General features: G+C 57.4%; 23 protein-coding genes. 12 read left to right on the forward strand and 11 right to left on the reverse strand.

Features of this window, described 5'->3' with window-relative positions:
• From VFE46_15405 to VFE46_15415, 3 genes are all read left to right on the forward strand, one after another.
• The coding region (locus VFE46_15405) for a MotA/TolQ/ExbB proton channel family protein (protein HZZ29383.1) at positions 1-370 on the forward strand (370 nt) is incomplete at its 5' end.
• A gap of 67 nt (positions 371-437) precedes the next feature.
• Positions 438-878: a biopolymer transporter ExbD gene (locus tag VFE46_15410; GenBank protein ID HZZ29384.1), complete on the forward strand. Its 441-nt coding sequence runs from the start codon at positions 438-440 to the stop codon at positions 876-878.
• A 147-nt stretch (positions 879-1,025) separates the two neighbouring features.
• Complete coding sequence (locus VFE46_15415; protein HZZ29385.1) at positions 1,026-2,834, forward strand: prenyltransferase/squalene oxidase repeat-containing protein; 1,809 nt, start codon at positions 1,026-1,028, stop codon at positions 2,832-2,834.
• Between the two features lie 17 nt (positions 2,835-2,851).
• Here the strand turns inward: VFE46_15415 and VFE46_15420 are convergent, their stop codons facing one another.
• Positions 2,852-3,901, reverse strand: coding sequence for an Ldh family oxidoreductase (locus VFE46_15420; GenBank protein HZZ29386.1), 1,050 nt, complete (start codon positions 3,899-3,901; stop codon positions 2,852-2,854).
• A gap of 45 nt (positions 3,902-3,946) precedes the next feature.
• Positions 3,947-4,468: a tRNA (cytidine(34)-2'-O)-methyltransferase gene (locus VFE46_15425; protein ID HZZ29387.1), complete on the reverse strand. Its 522-nt coding sequence runs from the start codon at positions 4,466-4,468 to the stop codon at positions 3,947-3,949.
• A gap of 83 nt (positions 4,469-4,551) precedes the next feature.
• On the opposite strand from VFE46_15425, the gene VFE46_15430 reads away from it, so the two are divergent.
• The 3 genes from VFE46_15430 to VFE46_15440 all read left to right on the forward strand — a co-directional run bounded on the left by VFE46_15430 (position 4,552) and on the right by VFE46_15440 (position 7,358).
• Positions 4,552-5,670 (forward strand): glycoside hydrolase family 88 protein, encoded by a 1,119-nt coding sequence (locus VFE46_15430; GenBank protein ID HZZ29388.1) that lies wholly within the window; start codon positions 4,552-4,554, stop codon positions 5,668-5,670.
• A gap of 39 nt (positions 5,671-5,709) precedes the next feature.
• Positions 5,710-6,660 (forward strand): neutral zinc metallopeptidase, encoded by a 951-nt coding sequence (locus VFE46_15435; protein ID HZZ29389.1) that lies wholly within the window; start codon positions 5,710-5,712, stop codon positions 6,658-6,660.
• 272 nt (positions 6,661-6,932) lie between these two features.
• On the forward strand, positions 6,933-7,358 hold the full coding sequence (locus tag VFE46_15440) for a response regulator (GenBank protein ID HZZ29390.1): 426 nt from the start codon (positions 6,933-6,935) through the stop codon (positions 7,356-7,358).
• 33 nt (positions 7,359-7,391) lie between these two features.
• Here the strand turns inward: VFE46_15440 and VFE46_15445 are convergent, their stop codons facing one another.
• Both VFE46_15445 and VFE46_15450 read right to left on the reverse strand, forming a co-directional pair.
• The gene (locus VFE46_15445; GenBank protein ID HZZ29391.1) at positions 7,392-8,096 is read right to left on the reverse strand and encodes a YoaK family protein; all 705 of its coding nucleotides are present in this window, start codon (positions 8,094-8,096) and stop codon (positions 7,392-7,394) included.
• A gap of 182 nt (positions 8,097-8,278) precedes the next feature.
• Positions 8,279-8,863, reverse strand: a complete 585-nt coding sequence (locus VFE46_15450) for a TetR/AcrR family transcriptional regulator (protein HZZ29392.1) — start codon at positions 8,861-8,863, stop codon at positions 8,279-8,281.
• Positions 8,864-9,059: 196 nt separating this feature from the next.
• Here VFE46_15450 and VFE46_15455 point away from each other — a divergent pair, with 196 nt between their 5' ends.
• Positions 9,060-9,833, forward strand: a complete 774-nt coding sequence (locus VFE46_15455; protein HZZ29393.1) for an isoprenylcysteine carboxylmethyltransferase family protein — start codon at positions 9,060-9,062, stop codon at positions 9,831-9,833.
• Positions 9,834-9,846: 13 nt separating this feature from the next.
• On the opposite strand, the gene rnc is transcribed toward VFE46_15455, so the two are convergent.
• Positions 9,847-10,587 carry a ribonuclease III gene (gene rnc, locus VFE46_15460; protein HZZ29394.1) on the reverse strand — a complete coding sequence of 247 codons (741 nt, stop codon included), beginning with the start codon at positions 10,585-10,587 and terminating at the stop codon, positions 9,847-9,849.
• 503 nt (positions 10,588-11,090) lie between these two features.
• Between rnc and VFE46_15465 the strand changes: the two genes are divergently transcribed.
• Positions 11,091-12,719 (forward strand): Do family serine endopeptidase, encoded by a 1,629-nt coding sequence (locus VFE46_15465; protein ID HZZ29395.1) that lies wholly within the window; start codon positions 11,091-11,093, stop codon positions 12,717-12,719.
• A 337-nt stretch (positions 12,720-13,056) separates the two neighbouring features.
• The gene (locus VFE46_15470; protein HZZ29396.1) at positions 13,057-14,478 is read left to right on the forward strand and encodes a hypothetical protein; all 1,422 of its coding nucleotides are present in this window, start codon (positions 13,057-13,059) and stop codon (positions 14,476-14,478) included.
• Positions 14,479-14,562: 84 nt separating this feature from the next.
• Here VFE46_15470 and VFE46_15475 read toward each other — a convergent pair whose 3' ends face one another.
• On the reverse strand, positions 14,563-14,913 hold the full coding sequence (locus VFE46_15475; GenBank protein HZZ29397.1) for a hypothetical protein: 351 nt from the start codon (positions 14,911-14,913) through the stop codon (positions 14,563-14,565).
• 496 nt (positions 14,914-15,409) lie between these two features.
• Here VFE46_15475 and VFE46_15480 point away from each other — a divergent pair, with 496 nt between their 5' ends.
• Positions 15,410-16,123 carry a pyridoxine 5'-phosphate synthase gene (locus VFE46_15480; GenBank protein ID HZZ29398.1) on the forward strand — a complete coding sequence of 238 codons (714 nt, stop codon included), beginning with the start codon at positions 15,410-15,412 and terminating at the stop codon, positions 16,121-16,123.
• Between the two features lie 89 nt (positions 16,124-16,212).
• Positions 16,213-17,100 (forward strand): 4-hydroxy-tetrahydrodipicolinate synthase, encoded by an 888-nt coding sequence (dapA, locus tag VFE46_15485; GenBank protein HZZ29399.1) that lies wholly within the window; start codon positions 16,213-16,215, stop codon positions 17,098-17,100.
• A gap of 25 nt (positions 17,101-17,125) precedes the next feature.
• On the opposite strand, the gene VFE46_15490 is transcribed toward dapA, so the two are convergent.
• The 4 genes from VFE46_15490 to VFE46_15505 all read right to left on the reverse strand — a co-directional run bounded on the left by VFE46_15490 (position 17,126) and on the right by VFE46_15505 (position 21,951).
• The gene (locus VFE46_15490; GenBank protein ID HZZ29400.1) at positions 17,126-18,841 is read right to left on the reverse strand and encodes an MFS transporter; all 1,716 of its coding nucleotides are present in this window, start codon (positions 18,839-18,841) and stop codon (positions 17,126-17,128) included.
• Positions 18,842-18,974: 133 nt separating this feature from the next.
• Complete coding sequence (locus VFE46_15495; GenBank protein ID HZZ29401.1) at positions 18,975-19,607, reverse strand: aminodeoxychorismate/anthranilate synthase component II; 633 nt, start codon at positions 19,605-19,607, stop codon at positions 18,975-18,977.
• Between the two features lie 50 nt (positions 19,608-19,657).
• Positions 19,658-21,136 (reverse strand): anthranilate synthase component I family protein, encoded by a 1,479-nt coding sequence (locus VFE46_15500; GenBank protein HZZ29402.1) that lies wholly within the window; start codon positions 21,134-21,136, stop codon positions 19,658-19,660.
• A 35-nt stretch (positions 21,137-21,171) separates the two neighbouring features.
• Positions 21,172-21,951, reverse strand: a complete 780-nt coding sequence (locus VFE46_15505; GenBank protein HZZ29403.1) for an SDR family oxidoreductase — start codon at positions 21,949-21,951, stop codon at positions 21,172-21,174.
• A gap of 162 nt (positions 21,952-22,113) precedes the next feature.
• Here VFE46_15505 and VFE46_15510 point away from each other — a divergent pair, with 162 nt between their 5' ends.
• Positions 22,114-23,256, forward strand: coding sequence for a hypothetical protein (locus VFE46_15510; GenBank protein HZZ29404.1), 1,143 nt, complete (start codon positions 22,114-22,116; stop codon positions 23,254-23,256).
• 63 nt (positions 23,257-23,319) lie between these two features.
• Here the strand turns inward: VFE46_15510 and VFE46_15515 are convergent.
• On the reverse strand, positions 23,320-25,159 hold a 1,840-nt coding region (locus VFE46_15515), incomplete at its 5' end, for a PQQ-binding-like beta-propeller repeat protein (protein HZZ29405.1).

A 25,159-nucleotide genomic window follows, 5' to 3' on the forward strand; every position in this document is an offset into this window, starting at 1 on the left:
CATGCAAAGCGCCAAAGCGCGGTTTAAGGGTTTGCTCGATGCCCGTTTGTCGGTGTTGGGCACCATCGGCGCCAATGCTCCATTTATCGGGCTGATGGGCACCGTGCTCGGCGTAATTAAAGCATCCAATGACTTATCAGCGAAAGATCCGGACAAGATTATGTTTGGCGTCTTTCAAGCGCTGATCGCTACGGCGGTGGGGTTATTTGTAGCCATTCCGGCTGTAGTGTCGTACAACTTCTTTCTGCGGAAGGTGCGAACCGCACTGGCACAGATTGATTCGCTAGCTCACCTGGTGCTGGCCAACGTACATGCCGCAGAACATCGCGGTGCTGGTATTCAGGCGCCGCAATCAGCAAAGGCCATGTAGCGTGAGGCTGGAGAAAAGCACTTCGCGGAACCACAGTACTAATTGAGAAGTTTCTAAAGGCATTGCCATGTCGGCTTCGATTTCGTTCGACGATGAAGATGGCGGCGGCCCCATTACCGACATTAACGTCACCCCGCTGGTCGACGTGGTGCTGGTGTTGCTAATTGTCTTTATGATCACTGTGCCCGCCATTGTGGGCAGCACCCCGGTACGCGTCGATTTGCCGGAAACCGCCGCTGCTTTCGATCCTTCCGCCGAGCAACTGCCGCTTAATATCTTCATCAAACATGAGGCGGAGGGCAAAATCGGCCTCTACTGGAACGACCAACAGGTGACGGAGGAGCAATTTCGTAGCCGACTATCGGAAATGCATCCCGGCAAAGATCAGGAAGTGTCTATCTCAGCAGATAAAGATATTGCCTACGATAATGTGGTTCATGTGATGGATATGCTGGCCACCGTGGGCATTCACAAAATATCGTTGCCCACAAAGCACGTTGCCAAGTGAGGCATTCGCCGCACGGATGCTCGCTGGTTGCTGCTATTTGCCACAGCGGCTAAAATAGAACGTTGCACGTCCGGCACTCGAGAAGCAGGCGTTCGCTGCAAACCGGAGTGCAGGGCAATTAACCCGCCAGCCAAGAGCAAGCGGGCCATGATGGATCCTAATTTCCCACAACCCGGCGGCCAATCTTCCGGACAATCTCAGCCGGACCGTTCTTTTTCTTTGCTGCCGCCAGCGGCACTCTCTGGTGGTGCTGCGCCGCCTCGCGCCGGCTCTCCGAATGGTTCTGGCGCGCATGGCGTTCCGGCAGTTGCAGTTCAGAATAATACGAACATCACAATCAACGTCGCCGGACGGCATACTGATTTGTCGCAGCCGAGTTTTGCCAACACGTCGTTGGGACGCATTGAACCGATACAACCATCGGACGACGGAAGCTTGACCGAGGCACTGCAAGATGCACCGCCTTGGCTGGGAAGTCTGGTGATTCACATGGTATTGCTCATTGCCATGGGGTTAATGGTGGTCACCTTGAAAAGGAAGGATACTGCCTCGATCGAGGCCTCTGTCTACAGCGAAAGCGATCAACAGGGAAACCAGCTATTGGAAGATAACCGTGAAGGACTCTCGACTGACACGCCTGATCCTACCGTTGATAAAACCATGTGGTCGCCCGTCGAATTGCCCCCAGTTTCGGATCCCCTGGCGTTGCCGCCTTTGGCGAGTGAATTTGCGCCGCATGGCATGTTCTTGGGAACAAATAATAATCGGCCCAGCGATGTGCCCTTTGGAATAGCACTCAGTGGACGTGAAAGAGGCATGAAACAGGCGCTGATTGGCAAATACGGCGGCAATGCCTCAACCGAAGAGGCCGTGTATCGCGCCTTAGAGTGGTTGAAACGCAATCAGCGGCCCAACGGTTTTTGGACGCTCAACGGGCCGTATTCCGACGGAGGTGAAGCCGAAAACAAAACCACTGCCACCGCGCTGGCGCTGCTGGCCTTTCAGGGTGCAGGTTATACGCCGCAGTATAACGGCGACTATAAACACGACTACAAACAGGTCCTCAAGAAGGGCTGGGACGCACTGCTGAAAATGCAGGCCAACGATGGGGAGTTCCTCATCGAGAACTCGCCCTACTATCACCAAATGTATAGCCACGCGCAGGCTACGATTGCTTTGTGCGAGCTGTATGGCATGACGCACGATTCTATTTATCGTAGCGCGGCGGAAAAGGCGGTCAGTTTTTGCGTGAAATCGCAAGATGCGGCGGGCGGCTGGCGTTACAATCCGAACTCGGAATCCGACACCTCAGTGACCGGTTGGTTCGTGATGGCTTTACAAAGCGCTAAGATGGCGGGTTTAGAAGTGCCCAGCACTACGTTTGCGAACATCTCTCGCTATCTCGATAGCGCCCAAGACGAAACCGGCGGTCGATACCGTTACCAGCCGAATGGAGCACTTAACCATGCCATGTGTGCCGAAGGGTTGCTGTGTCGAGAATACCTCGGTTGGAAACAAGACGACCCGCGATTGATCAGCGGCGTCGAAAACCTGTCGGGCCAGCCAATCAACGATATGGAAATCAACGTTTACTACTGGTATTACGCGACACAGGTAATGCACCACATCGGCGGTACTTATTGGAAACGATGGAACGACGTCATGCGGCAATACATTCCCGAGACGCAAATCAAAAAAGGATCCGAGGAAGGAAGCTGGGATCCCACCGGCGACCGTTGGGGAACCCAAGGCGGGCGTTTATACGTTACCTGCCTGCGCACGTTCATGCTGGAAGTGTATTATCGCCACTTGCCCATCTATGGAGATATCTACCAAACGGTGAAATCCGAGGCGAATACTCAACAAGCTCAGCAAAAGCCGGACGGAAAATCGGATAAAAACTCGCCGGCGGAAACGGAGCAGCCGAAATCTGAGCCGCCCAAGTCGGAAAATTAATCTTTGAAAAATTAATCTTACTGCGGCAATGGAACGCGTAATATTTCGGCCAACTTGACCAGCGCCGCCCAGTTGCCATCGTCCAAGGGAATGCCGTTTTTTCGCCGTGTCGCAGCCGTTTTACGCTCCGGGTCGCCAGGCAACAGGATCTCGCTCTCGCCGTCAATCTTTGGACAATCGCGCACGAATTTGATGAGTTCCAGCACTTCGTCGGCAAAGTGTTTGCCGCCTCCAACATGCCTTGGATCAACCACCATGGCGAACACGCAGTTGCCGAGCTGATTGATCGGCTTTTCGCGAATGCAGACCCCGCCGGAAAGCGCGCCGGCGAAAATCTCGACCATCAATCCCAAGGCAAAGCCCTTGTGGGGTTGGTCGCCGCCAAAGGGGCGAATGGTTCCCGGCGGCTCGCCGTATAGGGAATGCGGATCATTGGTCGGACGGCCTTCGTTATCCAACAACCATCCGTCGGGACAGGGCTGGCCGGCAATTCGCTTCACGCGAACTTTGCCTTCGGCGGTTGCGCTGGTGCCGAAATCCATGACTAACGCTCCGTCCGGATGCGGCACCCCTATGGCAATCGGATTGGTTCCTAACCGCGGAGCCTTGCCGCCCGGTGGCGCAACCCGTCGCGCCACTCCATGCGTGTTGACCATGATTTGCGACACCATGCCGGCCGCCGCCGCTTGTTCGCAATACTCGCCCAATCGTCCAATGTGGCCGCTGTGTATGAGTGTTCCCACCGCCACGCCGCTGGTGCGCGCCAATTCGATCAGCCGCTCCATCAATCGCCGGGCTTGGGTTTGGCCGAAGCCCCAATTTCCCTCTGCCTGAACCAGCGACGGCGTTTGCTTGATGATCGTGAATTCCGCGCCCGGCTTGACGTCTCCTTTCGTTACTCCGTCCAGGTAATACGGAATGCGCATGACGCCGTGCGAATCGTGCCCCATCAAATTGGCGTTAACCAGGCTGCTGCCAACCCCTTGGGCTTCTTCGCGAGGCACGCCGCCGGCTTCTAATAATGCAACCGCAAACAAGTTGAGCTTCTCGGCAGGAATGTTCGGCATGGGTTAAGGGTCCATCATTGAGTTTTCAAAAATCAAAAGGTTGCATTATTGCCATTGCCGCAGCGCTTCGTAAGCTGCAATGGCCACGCTATTCGATAAATTCAAGCTCCGCACTTGCTCGCGAATAGGAATTCGCACGGTCCGGTCGCGCTGGGCGTCCAACAGCGCCCGTGGCAAACCGCATGATTCCCCGCCGAACACAAGAATATCGCCGCGCTGAAACTTGATGTCGGTGTAAATTTGCTTCGCCGTTTTGGTGAACAACCACGGCTGCCTGCCGGGCGATTCCTGGCCCAGCCGCGCCAGCAATGCCGCCCAGTCATCAACAATCTCGCATTCCAAATGTTCCCAGTAGTCCAGGCCGGCGCGACGCAAATAGTAATCATCCATGCGGAATCCCAACGGCCGTACCAGCCACAATTTGGCGCCCACTGCCACGCAGGTACGGCCTACGCTGCCGGTGTTGTACGGTATTTCCGGCTGGTGCAGTACAACGTGCATGATGGGTTCATAGTTCATTCCTCGGCCATACCGCGCCGGCTCCGTGGCGTCAAGGGTTCGACGCACGGCTCGCACACTTGCATTCACCCTTTGCAGCAGAGAGACTGATCGTCTGTAAGACTGCTTCATTTCATCACCGGATTTGGCCCATGCCCGACACTCGAATTACCAAATACACGCAAGCGTTGCAATTTGCCGAGCGGCAAGTCGCCGCGCTGACCGAAAAACATGCCAACTTCTTTCCCATTTACACAGTCCAGGGAAAGTGGCGCCACGCCGGCGAGTTGTGGACCGATTGGACCGGCGGCTTCCTGGCCGGCATGATGTGGCAATTCCACCGCCGCACCGGCAATCCCCAATGGCGGGCTCGGGCGGAACACTATTCCAAGCTGCTGGAGCAGCGCCAGTTCGACCGCAAAGTTCACGACCTCGGCTTCATTTTCTTGAACACCTATTTGCCGTGGTATCAATTGACGCACGACGCCCGGCTGAACCAGGTGCTCATTCAAGCGGGGCGCACCCTGGCCATGCGATTCATGGAACAGGGGCAGTATTTGCAATCGTTCGTCGCGCCGGAATCGCTGTTCATCGACATCATGATGAACGTGCCGATCATTTTTTACGCCGCCCAGGAAACCAACGACAACAACTTGTTCCGCGTTGCCACGGCCCATTGCCGCACTACCCGCGAAACCATCGTGCGGTCTGATGGCTCCACGGCCCACGAAGGCATTTTCGATTTGCAAACCGGCGAGTTCTTGCGTCAAACCACGCATCAAGGCTTGCGGGACGACAGCGCCTGGGCCCGCGGCCTGGCCTGGTCTTTGTACGGCTACAGCAAAGTGGTCGCGCTCACCAGCAGCAGCGAATTTTTGGAAGTGGCGGAGCGAAACGCGGCCTACTGGCTGTCGCACTTGCCGGCCGACAAAGTTCCCTACTGGGATTTCAACGCCGATCTTTCGCAGCCGGCCCCCTGGGGCGCTCAAAAGGAAACCTCCGCCGGCGCCATCGCCGCCAGCGGGCTGTTGGATTTGGCCAACCAAACCAAATCGCGCGAGCGTGCCAGTGATTATCGCGAAACCGCCTTGGCTATGCTCGATGCCCTGTGCAGCCCGCAATACTTGGCCAGCGACACGCCTGGTTGGGAAGGCATTTTGAAGCATGGCGTGTACCACACCAAGAAAAACCTGGGCGTGGACGAATCAGTCATGTGGGGCGAATTCTTCTTTGTCGAAGCGCTGACCAAGGCGGTTCAAGCCAACCTGTAACCCATCCGAATTCAAATCTTGTAATCGAGGATCATCATCATGGAATGGGAAGGCCAGCGCGAAAGTGAAAACGTGGAAGACGACCGCGCTTCCGGCGGTGCGGGCTTGTTCGGCACCAGCATGTTCGGCGGCAGTCTGCCCGGCGGGCCAATGGTGTTTCATGGCGGCTTGGGCTCGCTGATCGTCATTGTCGTCTTGTGCGCCGTATTTCACGTTAATCCCATGCAGCTCTTGCAGCAGGGGGCGCCGCAAAATCCCGGCGGATTTCCCGGCGCCGGCGGCGGTTTTCAAGGGGCAAATCCACTGGGCCAGCAGCAAGGCGGCGGCGTTGCCAACGATCCGGCTGAAGATAAGCTCGTCTCCTTCGTGAAAGTTGTCCTGGCCGATACCGAAGACGTGTGGACCGCCCAATTCCAAAAAATGGGCAAGCAATATCGCAAGCCCACGTTGCATTTGTTCCGCAACTCTGTGGACACCGCCTGCGGATTTTCCAGCGCCGCGGTCGGACCGTTTTATTGCCCGGAAGATGAAAAAGTGTATCTCGATCTCAGCTTTTTCGACGAGTTGCAAAACCGCTTTCACTCGCCGGGCAACTTTGCTCAGGCGTATGTCATCGCCCACGAAGTCGGACATCACGTGCAAAAGCTGCTGGGCATTACCGATAAAGTCGATGCGCTGCGGCAGCGGTCCAGCGAAAAACAATCGAACGCGCTTTCCGTGCGGCTGGAGTTGCAGGCCGATTTTCTCGCCGGCGTGTGGGCGCACGATATTCAGCAAACCAAGCATGTGCTCGATCCGGGCGACATCGAAAACGCGCTGCATGCGGCCAGCGCCATCGGCGACGACCGGCTGCAAAAAGCGGCCCGGGGTTACGTCGTGCCCGATTCCTTCACCCACGGCACCAGTGCCCAGCGGGTAAAGTGGTTCAAAAAAGGATTCGACACCGGCGACATCAGCCAAGGAGATACATTTAGCGCGGAAGATTTGTAGGGGCTGGGTAGCAAGCGTCTGGTGGCCTGGTGGATGGTGGCCTGGGATCTGGTTCGCCGACCACCGTTTCGCGGCGGTCAGTGAGCCCACAGAGCTTCAATTCCGGGGACTCGGCGGCACTCGGCCCCGGCCACCCAAAAATTTTTGAGATGAACTGACACGCTACTGATAAATTGCGCTGTTTCCAATTCGCGGGCCAACAGCGTACACTGAATTGGTCCGGCCGAGCGGCTCGGATATCGTTCTCTACCCGTCCAATCAACAGGTTTCTCATGAGCACGCAGGATTGCACCGAGGAATGCACCGAAAAAGAAGATGTTTGTCGGATTTTAATTGTCGAAGACAATGACGATGCCGCTACGTTTTTAAAATTGGCCATCGAAGATCGCGGGCACGAAGTCGAGCACGTTCGTAACGGCACGGAGGCGCTCGTGGTGGCGGTCACGTACCGACCGCACATTGTGCTGGTCGATATTTGCTTGCCGGGGCTCGATGGTCACTACGTGAGCCAGAAATTGCGGCAATCGCACGCCGATATTTTCATTATTGCCACCACAGGGCAAAGCCGGGTGGAAGATTTAGAGCGCTCGCGCGCGGCCGGCTGCGATCATCACCTGGTCAAGCCGCTCGACCTGGCGCACGTGCTGGCGCTGATCGAAAATTGGAAAGCCCATGGCGGCTGTCATGCGGGAAAGTAGAATCTGCCGGGAATTATGTCGATGACGAATCGCTCAGCCATTGGGAACGCGGGCCGGCGCAGTCAAAGCCAGCAGGATTAAGAGGGGGAGTGACAAGATCCAGACGTCGAAACGGGGTGTCGCTGCCGCAGCCAGCACCGCTCCTGCGAGAAATGCAGCCCACAGGGCCGCCAACAGAAAAGCCCGGCGAAAATGCGTATCGCGCACCGACTGTGCATCTTTCAGCGGCGCCCGCTTAAGAGCCAGGGCGAAGTGGCTGCCTATTTTGTTCAGCGTGCCGGTAACGAATGTCAAATTCACTGCTTCGGCGCCAAAATGAGAAAGCGTTGTGTTCATGACACCCATGGCGAAACTGAGCGTGGCGATATTTACTAGCTGATTGATGGAGGCCAACTGTGCGACACCGATGCTCACTGCCAGCAAGGCTGCGACCAAGCCAAACTTGGGCCGCTGAGATCGACGCGTGCTGGGATCAACGAAGAGTGTTCCTGCAAACACACCGGCCACAAATAGCACAATTGCCGTGAAGGTGGAAATGGCCGCGAAGAAATCGCCTTGGCCCGTGGTAATGCCACTTTGCGTGGTGTTCCCGCTCATGAAGGACATGTACGTGCGGTAGCGGATAAAACCATAGGCATCCACATAGCCAGCAATCATGGCCAGCACGGCGGCGACCCATGGCGCTGTTTTCGCAGAAGCAGGAACGGACGATTGCGCTGAATTCGGGGATGTATCCATATTGTGCTCGCTGATCGCTGGTTTCTATCGACAAGAAATGCAAACTTCGCGGCAGGCTCCTTTATAGTGAGAGTTCGGGGAAAAACCATTCGTCTGCAACGAATTGCCAATAACCAGGCCGTTTGGGCGCGAAGGAAATTGCTGCAGCGAAGCATGACGTGTCGTGCGAAGCTATTTCAGCATCATTGCGCAGCGGAAGCGGCCGGCAGATGGGTGGCAATAACCTGCCGCGCAATGCGGCGCGCAATGTGAACCGCCTGGGGATTGCGCGTGACGTGCTTGGTGACGTACACGCCTTCCATAATCAGGCACAATTCTTGGGCTAGCACACGCGGTTGCAAAGCGCCGGCTTCGGTGGCAATGCGCTCGATCAGCGCTTCCATGCTTTGCTTGCTGCGGGCGGCCGCCTGATGTGCCGGATCGTGCGGCAACGGAAACTCCATGGCCGCGTTCACGAAAATGCAGCCTGCGAAATCGTCGCCGGCGGTAATGAAATCGACCACGTCGAACAGCGCCATGAGCTTGCTTTCGCCCGATTCCCCACCGCGCTGGTGAACCATGTCGGCGAAGGTTTGCCGCAGCCATTGATCTTTGTCGTCCAGGACGGCCAGCATCAGATCGTCCTTCGACTCGAAATGCTTGTAGAAAGCCGTTTTGCTGATGCCCACATCGGAGAGAATTTGATCGATGCCGACGTTGCGGAACCCGTCGCGATAAAAGCGCTTGGCGGCCGCTTCGATCAATTTTTTGCGCGTCGGCGAGGGCATGTTAGGAACTAGGGGCTAGGGACTAGGGGTTAGAGGTGAGGGAATAGGGTGATGAGGTGATAAGGTGACGAGATAGTGGCTGTGTACTAGCAGTCAACCAAATGGTGTACTGGAAGTCAACTTTGCAGCGAACAGGTTTATGCGCATACTTGGGCGGCTAAGGGAGTGATGTCGCCTAATTTTGAGAGGAGCGAGCATGAAACGTGGGATTTATTTGGCGTATGGGGTAGGGTGCTATTTGATGTTCTTCGCCGTGTACGCCTACATGGCCGGCTTCGTGGGGAATTTTTTAGTTCCTAAATCGATCGATTCCACGCCGGTTGAGTCGGTCGGTGGAGCAATTGCCGTGGATGCCGCTCTCCTGCTGCTCTTCGGCATTCAACATTCGGTGATGGCCCGGGAGGGGTTCAAACGGGCATGGACCAAATTGGTGCCCTCGGCCATTGAACGGAGCACGTATGTGCTGGTTTCCAATCTGGCGGTCATGCTGCTGATGTGGCAGTGGCAATCGCTTCCGGCGACCGTTTGGAATGTGGAAGGGGCAGGGCGATATGTGTTGTGGGGATTGTTTGCCACCGGCTGGTTGTTAGTGCCGCTGGCCAGCTTGATGATCAGCCATTTCGATTTGTTCGGCTTGCGGCAAGTGTGGTTGCACTGGCGCGGCCAGGAGTACCAATCACTGCCGTTTCACACGCCCATGCTGTACCGATTTGTGCGGCACCCGTTGTATGTGGGCTGGTTCACGGCATTTTGGATGACGCCCACGATGAGCGCAGGGCATTTGCTATTCGCCGGCATTCTAAGCGCGTACATGGTGGCGGCTTCCCGAGTGGAAGAAAGGGACCTGGTGAACCATTTTGGCGGGCTGTACGAAGATTATCAGCAGACTGTGCCGGCGTTTGTGCCCAGATTTGGCCGGCGAGCGGTTTTAGCCTCGCCGGAAACGGGCGGCGTGAATTCGTCCCCCTGAACGCCAGGCAAATTCAATCCGAAGGGTAGGGGACTTCCTCGCCCGCGATTTCGCACAGCGCGTTTTGGGCGGCGTGCTGCTCGGCTTCCTTTTTGTTGCGGCCCCAGGCGGGCTGGTAACGCTGCGTTCCCACCTGCGCGGAAATTTTGAAGCACTTGCTGTGATCGGGCCCTTTTTCGTCCAGCAGCGTGTAAGTGGGCGTGGTGCCGAAATCGCGCTGGGCCAATTGCTGTAACAGCGATTTATAATTTCCACCCAATTCGCCGGCCACTGCCGCGGTAATTTCCGGGCCAATGAAGCGATAAATAAAATCGCGGGCCGCCGGATCGCCACCATCGAGATAAATGGCCGCGGTGAGCGATTCGAACACATCAGACAACAGCGAGGCCGGCACGCGGGGGCTGGTGGTCATGCCTTTGCCCAAGATCAGGAAATCGGCCAGCCCCAGCTCATCGCTGATTTTCGCGCATGTGCTGCGGCTGACGACAATCGATTTGATTTTTGTCAAATCGCCTTCCAGATAATCGGGGAACAAATGAAACAGGCGCTCGCAAACGACGAAGCCCAAAATGGCGTCGCCCAGAAATTCCATGCGCTCGTTCGACATGAGTCGGTGGAGCGCGCCCGAAGCGTGCGTTAGCGCGCTGGTTAGCAACAATTTATCGGTAAACGTGTAACCGATCCGCGCTTCACACTGCGCGAGGTGTTCCGGGGACAACTCCTCTGTCCCCACGGGAGCAGAGCGCTTAGTCATGCGTAAAGATACTCACAAGACGTCCAGTTGAACTGGCAGCCCGTGGAAAAAGGGGACGATGGGAATGACCGAGTTCCGTTGACCGATGACGAATGGAATTCGCCAACAAGTTTGAAACTGGCACGTGCCCGGCGCTGTCCCCCTTTTCAACGGACGGCGCGAAAAATGCCGCAACTCGATGTAAGTCTAGCTGCGACTTGGAGTTTTGTCAATATTTGCGGTTTATGACGAAGACAGTGAGGGGATTCGGAAAGGCGGGCACGACTGACACAGTCGCGCTATATGCGGGAATTCCGTGATTTCCGGCGGCGATTTATGTGGCATGGGAAACGGTCGAACTGTAATATTCGTCGCCTTCGGCAGAACGTGTCGAACCGCCGAAAACGTTCCGCCGTAATGGCTTGATAGAGGCGCCGCTCTTCTAATGCCCGCCGAGTGTTTCTCGTGGGTCGGCCGTCTCACACATCCCCTTTGAAATTCATTTGGTAACCAGGAGGAATGGTATGAAGGCACTTTTTTCGCGACGCGGTTGGTTGCTGACCGGCATCGCCGCAGTGGGACTGTCCGTTGGCTTGAGCTACGCTATCAAGCAGGATCAGGTATCGGGAGAAGATCATGCGCCGGCCGCATCGTATCCGGCGCCCGTAGATCATGTAAAAATTGCACAACAAGATTCTACGCCCACGAAAACTCCCGAAGACCTGAAGCACGACCCGGTCGTGGAGCATGCCAACGCATTATCGCGCGCTTTCCGTGAATCGGCCCACGTGGCCATGCCGAGCGTGGTCACCGTGTACTCGAAAGAATCTTCCAAGAAAGTGCGTGCGGAACGGGGCGAGCAACACAGCTTTAACTTCAACGGCGAAGATCCTTTCAAAGGCACGCCGTTTGAAGGCCGCTTCAAAGATATGCTTCCGAACGCGCCCGACGGCGGAAACTATAGCTTCCAAACCCCGCCCCGCGAAGGCATGGGCACGGGCGTCATTATTGACAAGAGCGGGATTATTTTGACAAATAACCACGTAGTGGAAGGGGCCGACACCGTGACGGTGCACTTCTCCGATGGCCGCGAGTACAAAGCGACCGAAGTGAAGACCGATCCGCACAGCGATTTGGCCGTGATCCGCATTAAGGCGGAAGGCGATTTGCCGGCGGCCCACTTGGGCAACAGCGACGATTTGGAAATTGGCGATTGGGTCATTGCCATCGGCAACCCGTTCGGCCAGGAAAAAACCGTCACGGCCGGCATTATCAGCGGAAAAGGTCGGCAATTAGGCTCCGGCCGCTCCGAGTACATTCAAACCGATGCCGCCATTAACCCGGGAAATTCCGGCGGACCGCTGGTGAATTTGACGGGCGAAGTGGTGGGCATTAACACGGCCATCGCTTCCAACAGCGGCGGCTACCAAGGCCTGGGCTTTGCCATTCCCATTAACCAAGCGAAGTGGGTGACCCAGCAATTGATTAAAGACGGTTCGGTCCATCGCGGCTACTTGGGCATTCAAATTGGCGAAGTGAGTAACGAGTTGGCCTCCAAGCTTTCGGTAAAGCCGGGTGAAGGCGCCCTGGTGGCCGATGTGTTCCCCAGCACGCCCGCTGCGGATGCCAAGTTGCAGGAGGAAGACATTATTACTAAGTTCGCCGGCCACGAAATCCACAGCCCGCACGAAGTGCAGGAATGGGTGGAACGCTCGCCGTTGAACACTCCGGAGCCGGTGGAAATTATCCGCGACGGCAAGCCGATGATGCTAAGCGTCACCGTTAAGCCCATGCCGGAAAAGTACGGGATGGAAGATCGTGAACCGGAGGAGCACTTCAAGAAGGCGCCGCCAGCTTCCGTGTACGAAGCGAATCAGCTTGGGCTTAGCGTTTCCGACATGAGCGCTGACGAAACCAACGACGCCTACAAGGGTTTTGAAGGCGTAGTGATTCGCAAAGTCGAGCCCGATAGCGCAGCCGCCGAAAAGGGTTTGCAACCGGGCATGCTGATTCGCAAGGTTGGTAAAACAGCTGTTCATACCGCGAAAGAGTTTGAAGCCGCCATGAAGAACGAAAACCTGAAGGATGGCGTGCTGTTGCAAATCCGGACCGAGCGCGGCAATCACCTCGTCGTGTTGGAACCGCAGCAGTAAAGCAAGCGTTTGAACCGTCACAGCCTTGCTAGCCTGCCCTACGATGGATCCAGCGGGCCGCGGCGGAAAACATAAACAATGCCCTGCATGAGCCGGGTCCCCACGAGCCTGGCTCTGAAGCCCCGCAAGGAATGCGGGGCTCTTTTTTTGCGCTGGGAGATGCCGGTCGGCTATTTCCACGGAAAATACAGCGGTTTGCCAGGTCCCCCCTCTGCTTGACGGACAGTTTGCCGCGACTAAGAATGCTGTAGTTGAGCTGGGGCCATTTGCTTGGCAGCGCCAAATAGCCGTGGGGGCGGCGCTGCGGCCACAATTCTCGCACACGCCAGGGTTTCGTATGTCGATTTTGCCTCGCTTGGCAGTGGGCGCCATTCAGCCCGATGCCGATCCGCAGCCGATGGTGTGGGCTTTGCTCAACGCTCTTGAGCAAGACGGTGTGCGGACGCAAACGTTTTTATCGCGCGCCTGCTTCAAGCCCTGCGATGGCGCGGCGGCCATCTCTAGCAACACCCCTCGGCACTTAGATAGTTGGCTGATGACGGCCGACGTTGCCCGGCAAGCGTTCTTGCGAACCGCCACCACCGCCGATTTAGCGATTGTGGAAGGGCGCTACGATCAGGCAATTTTGTCCAACGATCGAATGCGCGGAGTGAATGGGAAGGGTGTGGACGATAGCGTGGCACAATCCGCTTCGTCGCCTTCCGCTTCGGCGCCGCTGGGCGGAAGTTTGGATACCCTGGGCGAGTGGCTCGATCTGCCGCGCATTGCCGTAGTTGATGTGCAATTGCTCAGCCGGTGCCAGTTGCCGGCGCGGCCAATTGCCGATCGGTTGCTGTTAGATCGGGTAGCGGACCCATCCGATTTTTATCGCTGGCAAACTAACTTGGAATCGCTGTGGGGTATTCCGGTGGTCGGGGGGATGGACCAATGCACGGCCTTGCGGAAAAGCATTGCCGCACTGCCCGCCGGCGGCAAGCCACCCCGTGAACTGTGCGATATGCTGGGTCAGCGTTGGCGGAGCTTTTCAAGCGTAAATAGCATCATGCAGTTGGCCGCTCGTCATGGCGCGCCAGCCGACTGGCAGGCTGAATCGGCTACGGAACGGCAAACCCTCCCGCGCGGCAAAGTGCGCGTCGCCGTGGCCTACGACGAAGCATTCCACTGCTATTTTCCCGATACGCTCGATATGCTCGAGCTGCGGGGAGCCACGGTGCGCGTGTTTTCGCCGCTGCGTGATGAATGCCTACCCGCGGAAACCGATCTTGTGTATCTTGGCTGCGGCTCACCACACGAGCACGCCGCCGCACTGGCGGAAAATCACTGCATGTTGATGGCGCTCAAGGAGCATGTTTGCTCCGGCAAGCGAATTTATGCAGAAGGGGGCGGCCTGGCCTATTTGTGTCAGCATGTGGAAACCGCCGACGGCCAGCGCACGCCCATGGTGGGCGCATTGCGGGCAGTAGCGAAGCGGAATCCGCTGCGCGTGCCGCCGCAACCGGTCGAAATTACGCTGGCCGCCGAAAGTTGGCTGGGACCGATCGGCACCAAGTTGCGCGGCTATCGCAATAGCAACTGGCTACTCGAACCGACCGGCTGCATTACGCGATTTGCTCAAGAGCCGGATAGCGAGTTCGATTTGCTCGGGCGGCATCAGGCCATCGGCAGCCGAATTCACTTCAACTTTGCCGCCCAACCCATGTTGCTGGGCGGTTTTTTGCGCCCCTGTCCGGAAGCGCTTGCCTGGGGACTGGCGAAATAAGTGCGCGCGGCGATTCACCGTGCGCCCGTCGCTCGCCATCAGTGGATTTTGCAATCCCCGGAAGTTCCGCTCAGCCGCCACCCGCTATTCGCTGCTCTGGGCTTTTTCCTGCACCGGTTCGCCCACGTGCATTTGCAGAATGTGGCTTTGCACTTTGATCGCCCGAATCAGCACCCACACTTGCTGCAGCGTGAATTGCCGCGGATCCATGGCCGCTAGTTGCTCCAGTTCTTCGGTCATGGCGGCATGCTGATCGCTGGCCGCCTGCAAGCGCAAACTCGCCTCTTGGCAGGCGTCGGCCAAGCGTTCCTCCCGTCGCAAACCGTCGAGATTTTCGACCATATTGGCCAGTAGCAGGCAGAGCCGAGCGACATCGCGCGGCGCGCTGTCGGGCTGAAAACGCTCAATGTGCGCGGCCAATTCTTGGCAATTCATAACCAGTGCTCGCTTTCAAATTTGTTGCCAGGCCGCGAACCTGCCGGCCGGCAAATGTCTCTCCGTCGAACGGTCGCTAGACACAACCGACAAAGCTGCTTGCCGGCTTGTAGTCAGCGGATAGGAACGCCGCGAATGCGGAAAAAGGAACGAAAAGAAAAGCGGTCAAAATCAAACGCAACAAATCGCGTTCGCTGCCGTCTGCATGAAAGATAGCTTGTTTTCTCCCACGAGGATTGCACCCTGTTTCACATTCATTACGTGGCAGAGAAATCGGCTGTTCAAGTAAAAATCGAATGTTGCAGATTGCGGTCATTGTGGCAAAACAACAACGCAAAATTGAGCAGTGAGGCAGCCTAGTGCCTGCGGGAGGGAGCGCAAGCAACACCTAGGCGCTACAATTATGCATGCTTTGTAAAGTCCAGGCGGCCGCTTTACAATCGAGTGCAGATTTTGCATAACCGAAGAACGAAGCACTTACCTCTGTCATTACTCCATGCCCGAACTTGGTGTGAACATCGATCACGTGGCCACGTTGCGGCAGGCCCGCCGCACGCATGAGCCCGATCCCACTTGGGCGGCGGCCGAAGCGGAATTGGGCGGAGCCGACGGCATCACCATTCACCTGCGCGAAGACCGCCGGCACATTCAAGACCACGATTTGGAACTGCTGCGGCAAACCGTTAGTGTGAAGCTGAACTTGGAACTCGCCGCCGCCAGCGAAATTGTGAGCATTGCTTGTCGTGTGAAGCCCGACCAGGCCACGTTGGTCCCGGAGCGACGGGAAGAAGTGACGACCGAGGGAGGACTCGATGTGTGCGGCCAGCGGCAGGCTGTGGCGGGGGCGGTTGCAAAATTGCGCGACGCCGGAATTTACGTGAGCTTGTTTCTTGATCCCGATCCGCGGCAACTCGATCTGGCCAAAGCTGTGGGCGCCGAAGCCGTCGAACTGCATACCGGTCGTTATGCGCTCGCCAAGCCCGGCAAAGCACAAGCGGCGGAATTGGCCACGTTAATTGAGGCCGGCAAGCGCATTCGCGAGGCGGGACTGGCCTTACACGCCGGCCATGGATTACATTACCACAACGCGCCGCCGGTGGCCGCCATCGACGGCATGCACGAATTGAATATTGGCCACGCCATTGTTTCGCGGGCCGTTTTTGTTGGCCTGCGGGAAGCGGTGCGCGAAATGAAGCGGCTGATTGAGTAAACCCAAACCATCGTCGCACATTAAACAGCGCGACCAACGGTCGCGGCTTTATACTTGTATTCCGAACACTGAATTCAATTAATTTCATCATGCCTACCCGTGCTGAAAACTTTGCCGGATTATCGGTCGCCATTGTGACGCCGTTTCGCAACGATGAGGTCGATTACCCAGCGCTGAAAGCGCAAATCGAATTTCAAGTCGCCGCCGGAGCCACGTGCATTTGCCCCGTGGGAACCACTGGCGAATCGCCCACGCTTTCGCACGAGGAGCACGAACGTGTGGTGGCCGCTTCGGTCGAGTATGCCAATAAGCGGCTGAAGGTAATGCCTGGCACTGGCAGCAACAGCACACGGGAAGCGCTGCGGCTGACCAAATTTGCCGCCAAGCACGGCGCCGATGCGGCATTGGTGGTGGCGCCGTACTACAACAAGCCGACGCAGGAAGGGTTTTATCTGCACTTCAAAGCGCTCTCGGAAGCCGTCGATTTGCCGCTGTGCGTGTACAACATTCCGAGCCGAACGGGCAAAAACATTGAGCCGGAAACTTTTGCCCGGCTGGCCGAATTCAAGAACATAACCATGGTGAAAGAGGCCACCGGCTCGCTCGATCAGGCTTCGGCCATTGCCGCGCTGACCGATCTCACCATTCTCAGCGGCGACGATAGTTTAACGCTACCGCTATTGTCCATCGGCGGCCGGGGGGTCATTTCGGTCGCGGGGAACATTGTGCCCAAAGATGTCATCGCGTTGTGCAAGGCCTTCGACAGCGGAAACATTGCCGAAGCGCAGAAGTGGCATAAAAAGCTGTTTCCGCTTTGCCGAGACATGCTGGGATTGGCCACAAACCCCATTCCCATCAAAGCAGCCATGAAGCTTTTGGGCCGCGACACCGGTACGCTGCGCCTTCCCATGACCCCGCTGGATGCCGACAGCGAAGGCAAACTCCGCCAAACGCTGACGGCCTACGGATTGCTGTAACCCCAGCGGCAGCCGTCACAAGACGTTACGTTCCGGGCAGTTCTGCAGGCGCTAATCTTTTCGCCGACACGCGCCGACGAAAATAACCCACCAGCAAAATAATCACGGCCGACATCATCGGCCACGGGGCCAGCCTTTGCAGTGCGCCGGCAAAACTTGCTCCCTTGGCAAGCAATTCGTTCAATTCGATCTGTTGGCTATGGTCAACCGTTTGGCCCGCACGCACGATGTTAAGCAATTGATCCAAGCGGCTGGCTTGTTCGGCGGTGAGCCGGTTCGATCCGGCCATCGTCTCTGCCAATTTGTTGAGACGCAGCAAATCGCCGCCTGCCAGCGCCTCGCCGTGGGCATCTTTCAGCAGAGAATCAACCCAACGAATGTCTTCGTCGACGGAGCGGCCCACGATGTTCGGCCCAAGGAAACCGCCCAAATTGCCGAACATGTTGATAAAGCCAATCGCAGAAGCAGCAGCCGCGGCGCCCAAAAACATCGTGGGGATGGGCCAGAACGTCGGCAAATGCGCGTACATGCAGGAGCCAACCACCACCATGATGATTAGCACCGAGGCCAGCGGTACGGCATCTAACGCGGCTGCCAGCAGCATGCCCACGCTCACAGTCGCCAGCGGCACGCACACATGCCAAATTCGTTCCCGCTTGAGATCGGAATGCCATCCATTGAGCAGCATCGCCAAAAAGGCAAACACAAATGGCACCGTTGCCAAGTAGCCGGCCACTTGGCTGGAAACTCCGGATTGCGACTTGATGATTGCCGGCATGAACGTCGACAGGCCGTAACTCATCACATTCAGTCCGAAATATACGGCCGTGAGCAGGAACACCATCCCCAGATGATGGACCCAAGCCCCGTGGCCCTGGGTTTGCTTCGAGCGGTGCTCGGCTTCCAATTCACCCATTAACCAACTGCGTTCCACTTCCGGCAGCCAACGTGCTTTTTCCGGGCGATCTGGCAGCAAAAACATGGTGGCGATGGCGGCACAGACCGGCACCAGCCCTTCCACAATAAAAATCCAGCGCCAGCCGGGCAGGCCGAACCAATGCACGCCTAACAGAGCACTGGAAATCGGGGAGCCAATGGCGCTGGAAAGTGGAATGGCGGCCATAAATAAGGCGATGGCCTTCGCGCGATCCTGCGTGCGAAACCAGAGCGACAAATACATGATGACCGAGGGAAAAAATCCTCCCTCGAAAAAGCCGAGCATGAAACGAAAAAAGTAAAACTGATATTTGGCATCGGTGCGCAGCCCATTCACAAACTGGGCTACGCCGCTGAGCCCGAGCCAGTTTTCCGGCAAGTGTGGCAGCCACGAAAACCATGCCGCGGCGAAAGGCAACCCAATGTAGGCCACCAACGTGGCACATGCTCCCCAGAGCACCAACACCCGCACAAAAACCCAACGCGCGCTGCCGCGCACCACGCTCAGCGCACTTGGAATTTCTAAAATCCAGTAGCCGGCGAAAAACATGCCGGCGCCAAAAGCCACCACGCTGCGCGAAAAGCCCACGCCTCCTTCGCCGGGCGAAAGCTCCATGCCCAATTGCGCCACCGAAACATTGACGCGGTCCAAATACGCCAAAATGTACAGAAGAAAAAGAAACGGCAGCAAATGCACGGTGACGCGGCGGCGGGTGCGCTCGGCAACATCAACCGGCGGCTTGCGCCAGAAAATACGCAACCAGCGTTCACCCCACCGATCGATTTGCTCCGTCGGCAAATTCATCGTCGCTCCCAAACGATTGATTCCGCGAACTCACTGCTCACATTTTTCCCACCGCTTTGGACCAGGCGCCCAAAACCGGGCGTGCCGAATGCTTGACGGTAACGCAAAGCGCGGCAGTTTGCAAATTGCCGGCTTATCTTTCGGACATTGCAACTGGTCGCTCGGTGGCAATTGCCGGAATCGAACTCGGCACGTTCAATCCGGCAATTCGCAGAAATGCGGCCAGCAACTCGTAGCCGCAATCGGTGAGAATCGATTCGGGATGAAATTGCAGGCCAATCACCGGATATTCTCGATGCGCCAGAGCCATCACCAGGCCGTCGGCCGTGCGGGCAGTAACTTCCAATTCCGGCGGCAGAGAATTTTCCTCCACCACCAGCGAATGATAACGGCCCACCGGCAAAGGATTGGGCAGCCCGGCAAAAATTCCTCGACCGCAATGCTGCACCAGCGACGCCCGGCCATGCACCGGCTCGGCAGCCTGCACAATTTTTCCGCCCCACGCGGCGGCGATAGTTTGATGCCCCAAGCAAATGCCCAACAGCGGCATTTCTCGATACAGCTGTTGCACCAGCTCGATGGACTTGCCCGCTTGCTGGGGCGTGCAGGGGCCGGGCGAAAACACGACCGCATTGGGCCGCAGTGCCCGCACTTTCGCAGTGTCCACCGCATCGTTGCGCACCACCAGCGTTTCCTGTCCCAGGCGCTGAAAATACCGAGCCAGGTTATGAACGAAGCTATCGTAATTGTCGATGAGCAGCAGCACGGCAGTGATCGGTGGTCAGTAATCAGTTGACGAACAAGACGGTTTTATGCTTATTTTAACGCCCGCAGCAGGCCTTCGGCCTTGGCCCAGGTTTCTTCGTATTCGCGCTGCGGATCGCTATGGGAAACAATGCCGCCGCCGACGGGCAATTGCCACCAGCCGCGGCCGGCCGTGATGGTGCGAATTAAAATGCTACTGTCCATTGCACCATCAAAGCCGAGGTAGCCCAAGGCCCCGCAATACGCGCCGCGGGCCGTGGGTTCCAATTCGGCGATGATTTCCATCGCCCGAACTTTGGGCGCGCCGGTAACCGAGCCGCCGGGAAATGCTGCCCGCAGCAAATCGAGCGGGCCGCAATTCTCGAACAGCGTGCCTTGCACGACCGACACCAAATGCTGCACGTAAGCATAGCGCTCCAAGCGGCACAGTTCGCTGACGGTTACGCTTTCCGGCTGGCAAACCCGCGACAAATCGTTGCGGAGTAAATCGACAATCATCACGTTTTCGGCCCGGTCTTTTTCGCTCGATAGCAAATCGGCAGCGGCGTGCTCATCGGCCTGGGATTGGGCGCTTCGGGCTCGGGTGCCTTTGATCGGCCGGGCTTCGACTTGTCGATTTTGCACTTGCAAAAACCGCTCCGGCGAGGCGCTGATAATTTGAAATTCACCGAGGTCGAAATAAGCGGCAAACGGAGCCGGGTTGCGCTCACGCAGTCGGAAGTACAGCGAGACGGAATCATCTACGGCCGGATGCAGCAGTCGTTGCGCCAGGTTCACCTGGAATACATCGCCGGCGTACACATATTCGATGCCGCGACGAACCATCGCCAAATAATCAGCCTGCGAAAAGTTGCTGGAAAGTCCGGCGATGTTTCCGACGGGATACTGATTTGCGATTGGTTTCCTGCTGCTCAAGTAGGCGAGTTTCTCCGAAACTCGCTTCGTGTCTCGGAGAGACACGGCAACGTGATCATCGGCCAACAGCCGCTGCATCTCTGCCGCGCGGCTTTTTGCCCGCCGGTATCGCAATTGCGGATCTTGCTCTGGAAATCCTTGCGAAATAATCCAAGCTTGTTCCGTTTCATGATCGTAGGCCAGCACAACATCGTAAACACCCAGCGTCAGTGCCGGGATACAAAATTCATCGAAGCGGGGCCTTGGTAAACGCTCCAGGCTGTGCGACAAATCGTAGGCAAACAATCCCGCGACCCCGCCTTGAAACGGCGGCAAATCGGGCAACGTGGGAGCCGCAAATTGATTCAATCGCCGCTGGATTCGATCCCAGGAAGAGACGTCTTCCGGCTTGGCTACCAGCAATTCAAACGGATCGGCGGCAATGAATGAGTACCGGCCCAAATGCGGTTCGACCATCGCACTGTCAAAGAAAATGCAATGTGGCCAGCGCGACAGCCGCCGAAACGCGTCGGCCGGATCAGGCGCGGCTTGCAGCGGAATGACTACGCCTGCCCAATGGTCGAGCGCTGACGGCTCGGCGCGCAATTCTGGTCCGCGATCAGATTGGCGGATCATAACGTTCTACGCTCGGTCATCGAAGACTCGGTTTTTCACGAGCGTCCACCATTCACTGCGATGGTTTGACCCGTGATGAATTCCGCTGCGGGTGATGCCAAAAATCGGGCGGCTTGGGCCACATCTTTCGGCGTGCCCCAACGACGCAACAACGATTCTTGCTCGGCCCGTTGCTGCCATTCGGGGCTGGCGTCGGCGCCCCAGGCGGTTTTAATCCAACCCGGCGCCAAGCAGTTGACGCGCACTTGAGGGGCCAGCGTTTTTGCCAGGCTGCGCGTGAAAGCCATGACGGCCCCTTTGGCTGTGGCGAACAGCTCGCCGGTATCGCCGGCCATGCCGGTTTCGGCCTGATCCCACCCGATATTGATGATGACGCCGCGGCCGCGCTGCTTCATGGTTTCGCCAATCATCTGCGACAATTGCACCGTGGCCAGCACGTCGATCTGCCACAGCCGCCGCAGTTTTTCCTCAAAATCAAGTTGACGGCCCTCGCCGGTGAGAACATTGGCGCCGGCATTGTTGATCCAAATATCGACGCTGCCGCGCCAATTCCAGGCGGCGGCAGTGAACGTGGCCACGGCCGGCTCACTGGCAAAATCGGCCAGCATTGTTTTCGATTGCCGACCCAGGCGAACAATTTCGGCGGTGGTTTCTTCCGCTCCGGCGCGGTTGTGGCCGGCGTGAACGAGCACATCGGCGCCGCCTGCAGCCAGTTCCAGTGCCATTGCCCGGCCGATGCCGCTGGAGGAACCGGTCACAACGGCTACGCGTCCGGCTAAGTCGGCGGAGGAAGAAGTCATGTCGTTGGCTCTCATGCGGCGCGGACACGTTGGTCGATTCCACCGTTGTAGTCGTCCCCGTCCAATCGGACAAGGCGGGGCGAGCAGGGAACGACATTCACTCGCCAGGGTACCATAGAGTAAGATGCGGCCGGTCAACTTATATCTTCACTGCCCAACCCCGGTGCTGCGGCCTACATGCTCAATTTGCAAGATCGCCTGACGAACTCCGTCTTTGTATTCCGCGGTTACAACGTAACCAATTTAGGGCGGACGGGCGAACTGCTGGCGCACCCTGCTTATGGGCCCATTGTGCAGAAACATTTACAAGAGGCTTCGCAAATTGCTAGCGATTTGCTGTCGCGCAAAATCGATTTGGTGGAGCGCGTGCGGCAAAAGCAGGAGACCAATCTGGAAGCATACGCAGACGCCATTGCCCTCATCTTGGCAACCTCGCAGGCCCAATTGAAACTGTTAGATGAGTTTTTCAACATCGAGTACGCTCGGGCACGGATGGCGTTTGGTTATAGCCTGGGCGAAATCAGCACGCTGGTCGCCGGCGGCGTGATGGATTTGGCTGCGGCCATGCACGTGCCGCTGTTAATGTCGGACGATTGCGTGGATTTGGCGCGCGATGTCACGCTGGGCGTGCTGTTTTCCCGCGGTCCGGCCCTCGATGCCAACGCGGTGTTCAAACTTTGCTTGCGAATTAACTCGGCCGGCAGAGGAGTCATCGGCATATCGTCGTACCTTTCGCCCAACTCGCTGTTGCTGATGGGCCAGCAAGATACCATCGATCGCTTCGCCGATTTAATGCGCGAATGGCTGCCGCAACGGCTGTATTTGCGAAAAAATGACAGCCGCTGGCCACCGATGCACACGCCGATTGTTTGGCAGCGGAATATTCCCAACCGCTCGGCCGTGATCATGCAAACACTGCCCGGCGGTTTCCGCGGCCCCACGCCGGCGGTGTTGTCGCTGGTGACGGGCAAGCTGAGCTACAACGATTTCAACTCCCGAGATCTGCTGGCCCGTTGGGTCGATCATCCGCAGCGCTTGTGGGACGCCGTGAGCGAAACATTGGCCATGGGCATCGACACCATTATTCACGTGGGCCCGGAGCCGAATTTGGTGGCCGCCACGTTCAAACGGCTGGCCGACAACGTGGAAACACAGCTCGGCGCCAAATCTTGGGAAGGAGTCGGGCTGCGAGCAGTTTCCCGAGCCGTGCGCCGACCGTGGCTGGCGAAAATTCTGCCCACCCGCAGCTCGCTGTTGCGGGCTCCCTTTGTGCGGCAAGTGAACGTGGAAGATTGGCTGCTGGAGCAGGACGTGAAATAAGCGATGTCTGAAGGCCGAGCCGGCGTTTCGCAGTTCGACTCAAATTTGGCAGCCACTTTTGCATTACGGCTGCAGCGGCAATTCGTAACAGGCCGCTTCTTGTGCGTTGCGCACCAACAATAAATTGCCCGAGAGCGCCGGATTGTTCCAGGTTTTACCTTCCAGGGCCTGAAATCTGGCAAGCTCATGAAACGAGGCGAAATCTAACTCAACAAGTGCCACTTCGCCCGTTTCGCTGGTAATGAGCAGCAGATTTCCGACGCGCAGCAGTTGGCCGTGACCGTAATCAGCCCCAGCCCACACGCGCTGCCCCGTTGCCAGATCGACGCATTGCAAAATGCCATCGGAAAGGCCGTACACAAAGCCGTCTTTTACAATGACATTATTCAGCTTGGTTTGCAGCACGCGGTGATTGTGCCAAATGCGCTTTACGATCCAGCCCGGTTGGCCATCGGCACTGGCCGCGGCGCCTTCTGCATCTTCATCGTGTTGATCATGGTGCATCACTTGGAACAGCGCCCCGCCCCCCATCGAATATCCCTTGGAAACAAAAAAACTGATCGTTGTTACCGGAACCGTTTGCGAAGCGCTGGCCGTGCTGTTGCTGCTGCCTTCCCAGGGGACGGTCCACAGCACCTCGCCGGTGGCAGGATCATGTGCGGTAATGTTATCTTCGTTCACGATCACAATTTGCCGCACGCCGCCGTAATTGCCCAGACTAGGCGAACTGTAACTCACCTGCCGATGCCCGCCACGCCACTCGATGTCGCCGGTGAGCCGATTGTAAGCAACGAGTGAAACTTTCGGCCCGGCCGGCGGTCCGCCACCGGGAACCACGACCAAATCGTCCACGACCAACGGCGATGCCGAGCGGCCCCACCACACGCCGGCGCGATCTGCTTCGTATGTGGTACCCACGTCGGCTAGCACATCGCGAATCCAGATGGGCTTGCCTGTGGCGGCATCCAAACAGCGCAACACTCCCGTGCCGCCGAGCGCATATACCCGACCCTCGAAAACCGTGGGCGTGGAGCCGGGGCCGTCGCCGCCAATGTCGTTGTGCTGCCGGGCTTCAATGGCGTGGTGCCACTGCATTTGGCCGGTTTTCAAATCGTAGCAGGTGACCAGCTCCTGGGGGCCGCGCTGCTCAAGCGTAAAGGCCGCTTGGCCGACAATGGCAAAGCCGGAATATCCGGCGCCAATTGGCTGCCGCCAAAACAACTTGGGCGGGTGCGCATTCCAATCGGTCGCCAGCCGTATGTCAGGCACAAAAGCATCGCGGTTGGGACCGAGAAAGCCAGGATAATCGTGCGGCGTCGGGTTGATATTCGCCATGCCATTTGCTTCGGTGAGGTGCTGCTCTGCGAGAAGCTCGTCGGACTTAGGATTCCATCGCCAAGTAAAGTGTGGGACCAAATTGCCGCTGAATCCGTTGAACCGCACTGCAGCACATAACACCGCAATCAATGCGGTCGCCGCAGCAATGCTCCGCCACCGGACCACGCGGGAAAAGGGAGATAAAAACGCGATCCACAGACCCAGTAGGACAATCACTCCCAACACCGTCAGAATCGTAAAGCCATTGGAAGTGCCGTTGTCGGTCACGCCGACGGCTTGAAAATACGTGATGGCCGTCGCCCCGATACCAACAATGGTCCAAGCAGGCCAAACGGGCCAGCGTCGCGGGGAAGCAGCGGGGGTGTTAGTCGGCGAAGAAGATTCGGGCATCATGGGTCGATGTATTATAGCCGGCGGCCCGCTAAAAAATTTACGTGACAAATCCCCCTGAGGTTTGGTAGAATTCGGGCGGATAGGGATGATCGTGGGGTACAGAGAATTTCGTGGGTCGATCGAATCTGCCGCATCGTAATGCCGGTTTCCGGCAGGAGGCAACCATGCGGAA

The sequence above is a fragment of the Pirellulales bacterium genome, assembly GCA_035656635.1.
Classification (GTDB): domain Bacteria; phylum Planctomycetota; class Planctomycetia; order Pirellulales; family JADZDJ01; genus DATJYL01.

What these genes read in the sequence shown, in the direction of transcription:
- rnc (HZZ29394.1), bottom strand. Translation starts at nt 10,587, where the DNA reads ATGACTAAGCGCTCTGCTCCCGTGGGGACAGAGGAGTTGTCCCCGGAA.
- dapA (HZZ29399.1), top strand. Translation starts at nt 16,213, where the DNA reads ATGCCTACCCGTGCTGAAAACTTTGCCGGATTATCGGTCGCCATTGTG.
- VFE46_15470 (HZZ29396.1), top strand. Translation starts at nt 13,057, where the DNA reads ATGTCGATTTTGCCTCGCTTGGCAGTGGGCGCCATTCAGCCCGATGCC.
- VFE46_15505 (HZZ29403.1), bottom strand. Translation starts at nt 21,951, where the DNA reads ATGAGAGCCAACGACATGACTTCTTCCTCCGCCGACTTAGCCGGACGC.
- VFE46_15410 (HZZ29384.1), top strand. Translation starts at nt 438, where the DNA reads ATGTCGGCTTCGATTTCGTTCGACGATGAAGATGGCGGCGGCCCCATT.
- VFE46_15490 (HZZ29400.1), bottom strand. Translation starts at nt 18,841, where the DNA reads ATGAATTTGCCGACGGAGCAAATCGATCGGTGGGGTGAACGCTGGTTG.
- VFE46_15475 (HZZ29397.1), bottom strand. Translation starts at nt 14,913, where the DNA reads ATGAATTGCCAAGAATTGGCCGCGCACATTGAGCGTTTTCAGCCCGAC.
- VFE46_15435 (HZZ29389.1), top strand. Translation starts at nt 5,710, where the DNA reads ATGGAATGGGAAGGCCAGCGCGAAAGTGAAAACGTGGAAGACGACCGC.
- VFE46_15420 (HZZ29386.1), bottom strand. Translation starts at nt 3,901, where the DNA reads ATGCCGAACATTCCTGCCGAGAAGCTCAACTTGTTTGCGGTTGCATTA.
- VFE46_15415 (HZZ29385.1), top strand. Translation starts at nt 1,026, where the DNA reads ATGATGGATCCTAATTTCCCACAACCCGGCGGCCAATCTTCCGGACAA.
- VFE46_15510 (HZZ29404.1), top strand. Translation starts at nt 22,114, where the DNA reads ATGCTCAATTTGCAAGATCGCCTGACGAACTCCGTCTTTGTATTCCGC.
- VFE46_15440 (HZZ29390.1), top strand. Translation starts at nt 6,933, where the DNA reads ATGAGCACGCAGGATTGCACCGAGGAATGCACCGAAAAAGAAGATGTT.
- VFE46_15500 (HZZ29402.1), bottom strand. Translation starts at nt 21,136, where the DNA reads ATGATCCGCCAATCTGATCGCGGACCAGAATTGCGCGCCGAGCCGTCA.
- VFE46_15480 (HZZ29398.1), top strand. Translation starts at nt 15,410, where the DNA reads ATGCCCGAACTTGGTGTGAACATCGATCACGTGGCCACGTTGCGGCAG.
- VFE46_15450 (HZZ29392.1), bottom strand. Translation starts at nt 8,863, where the DNA reads ATGCCCTCGCCGACGCGCAAAAAATTGATCGAAGCGGCCGCCAAGCGC.
- VFE46_15430 (HZZ29388.1), top strand. Translation starts at nt 4,552, where the DNA reads ATGCCCGACACTCGAATTACCAAATACACGCAAGCGTTGCAATTTGCC.
- VFE46_15455 (HZZ29393.1), top strand. Translation starts at nt 9,060, where the DNA reads ATGAAACGTGGGATTTATTTGGCGTATGGGGTAGGGTGCTATTTGATG.
- VFE46_15465 (HZZ29395.1), top strand. Translation starts at nt 11,091, where the DNA reads ATGAAGGCACTTTTTTCGCGACGCGGTTGGTTGCTGACCGGCATCGCC.
- VFE46_15445 (HZZ29391.1), bottom strand. Translation starts at nt 8,096, where the DNA reads ATGGATACATCCCCGAATTCAGCGCAATCGTCCGTTCCTGCTTCTGCG.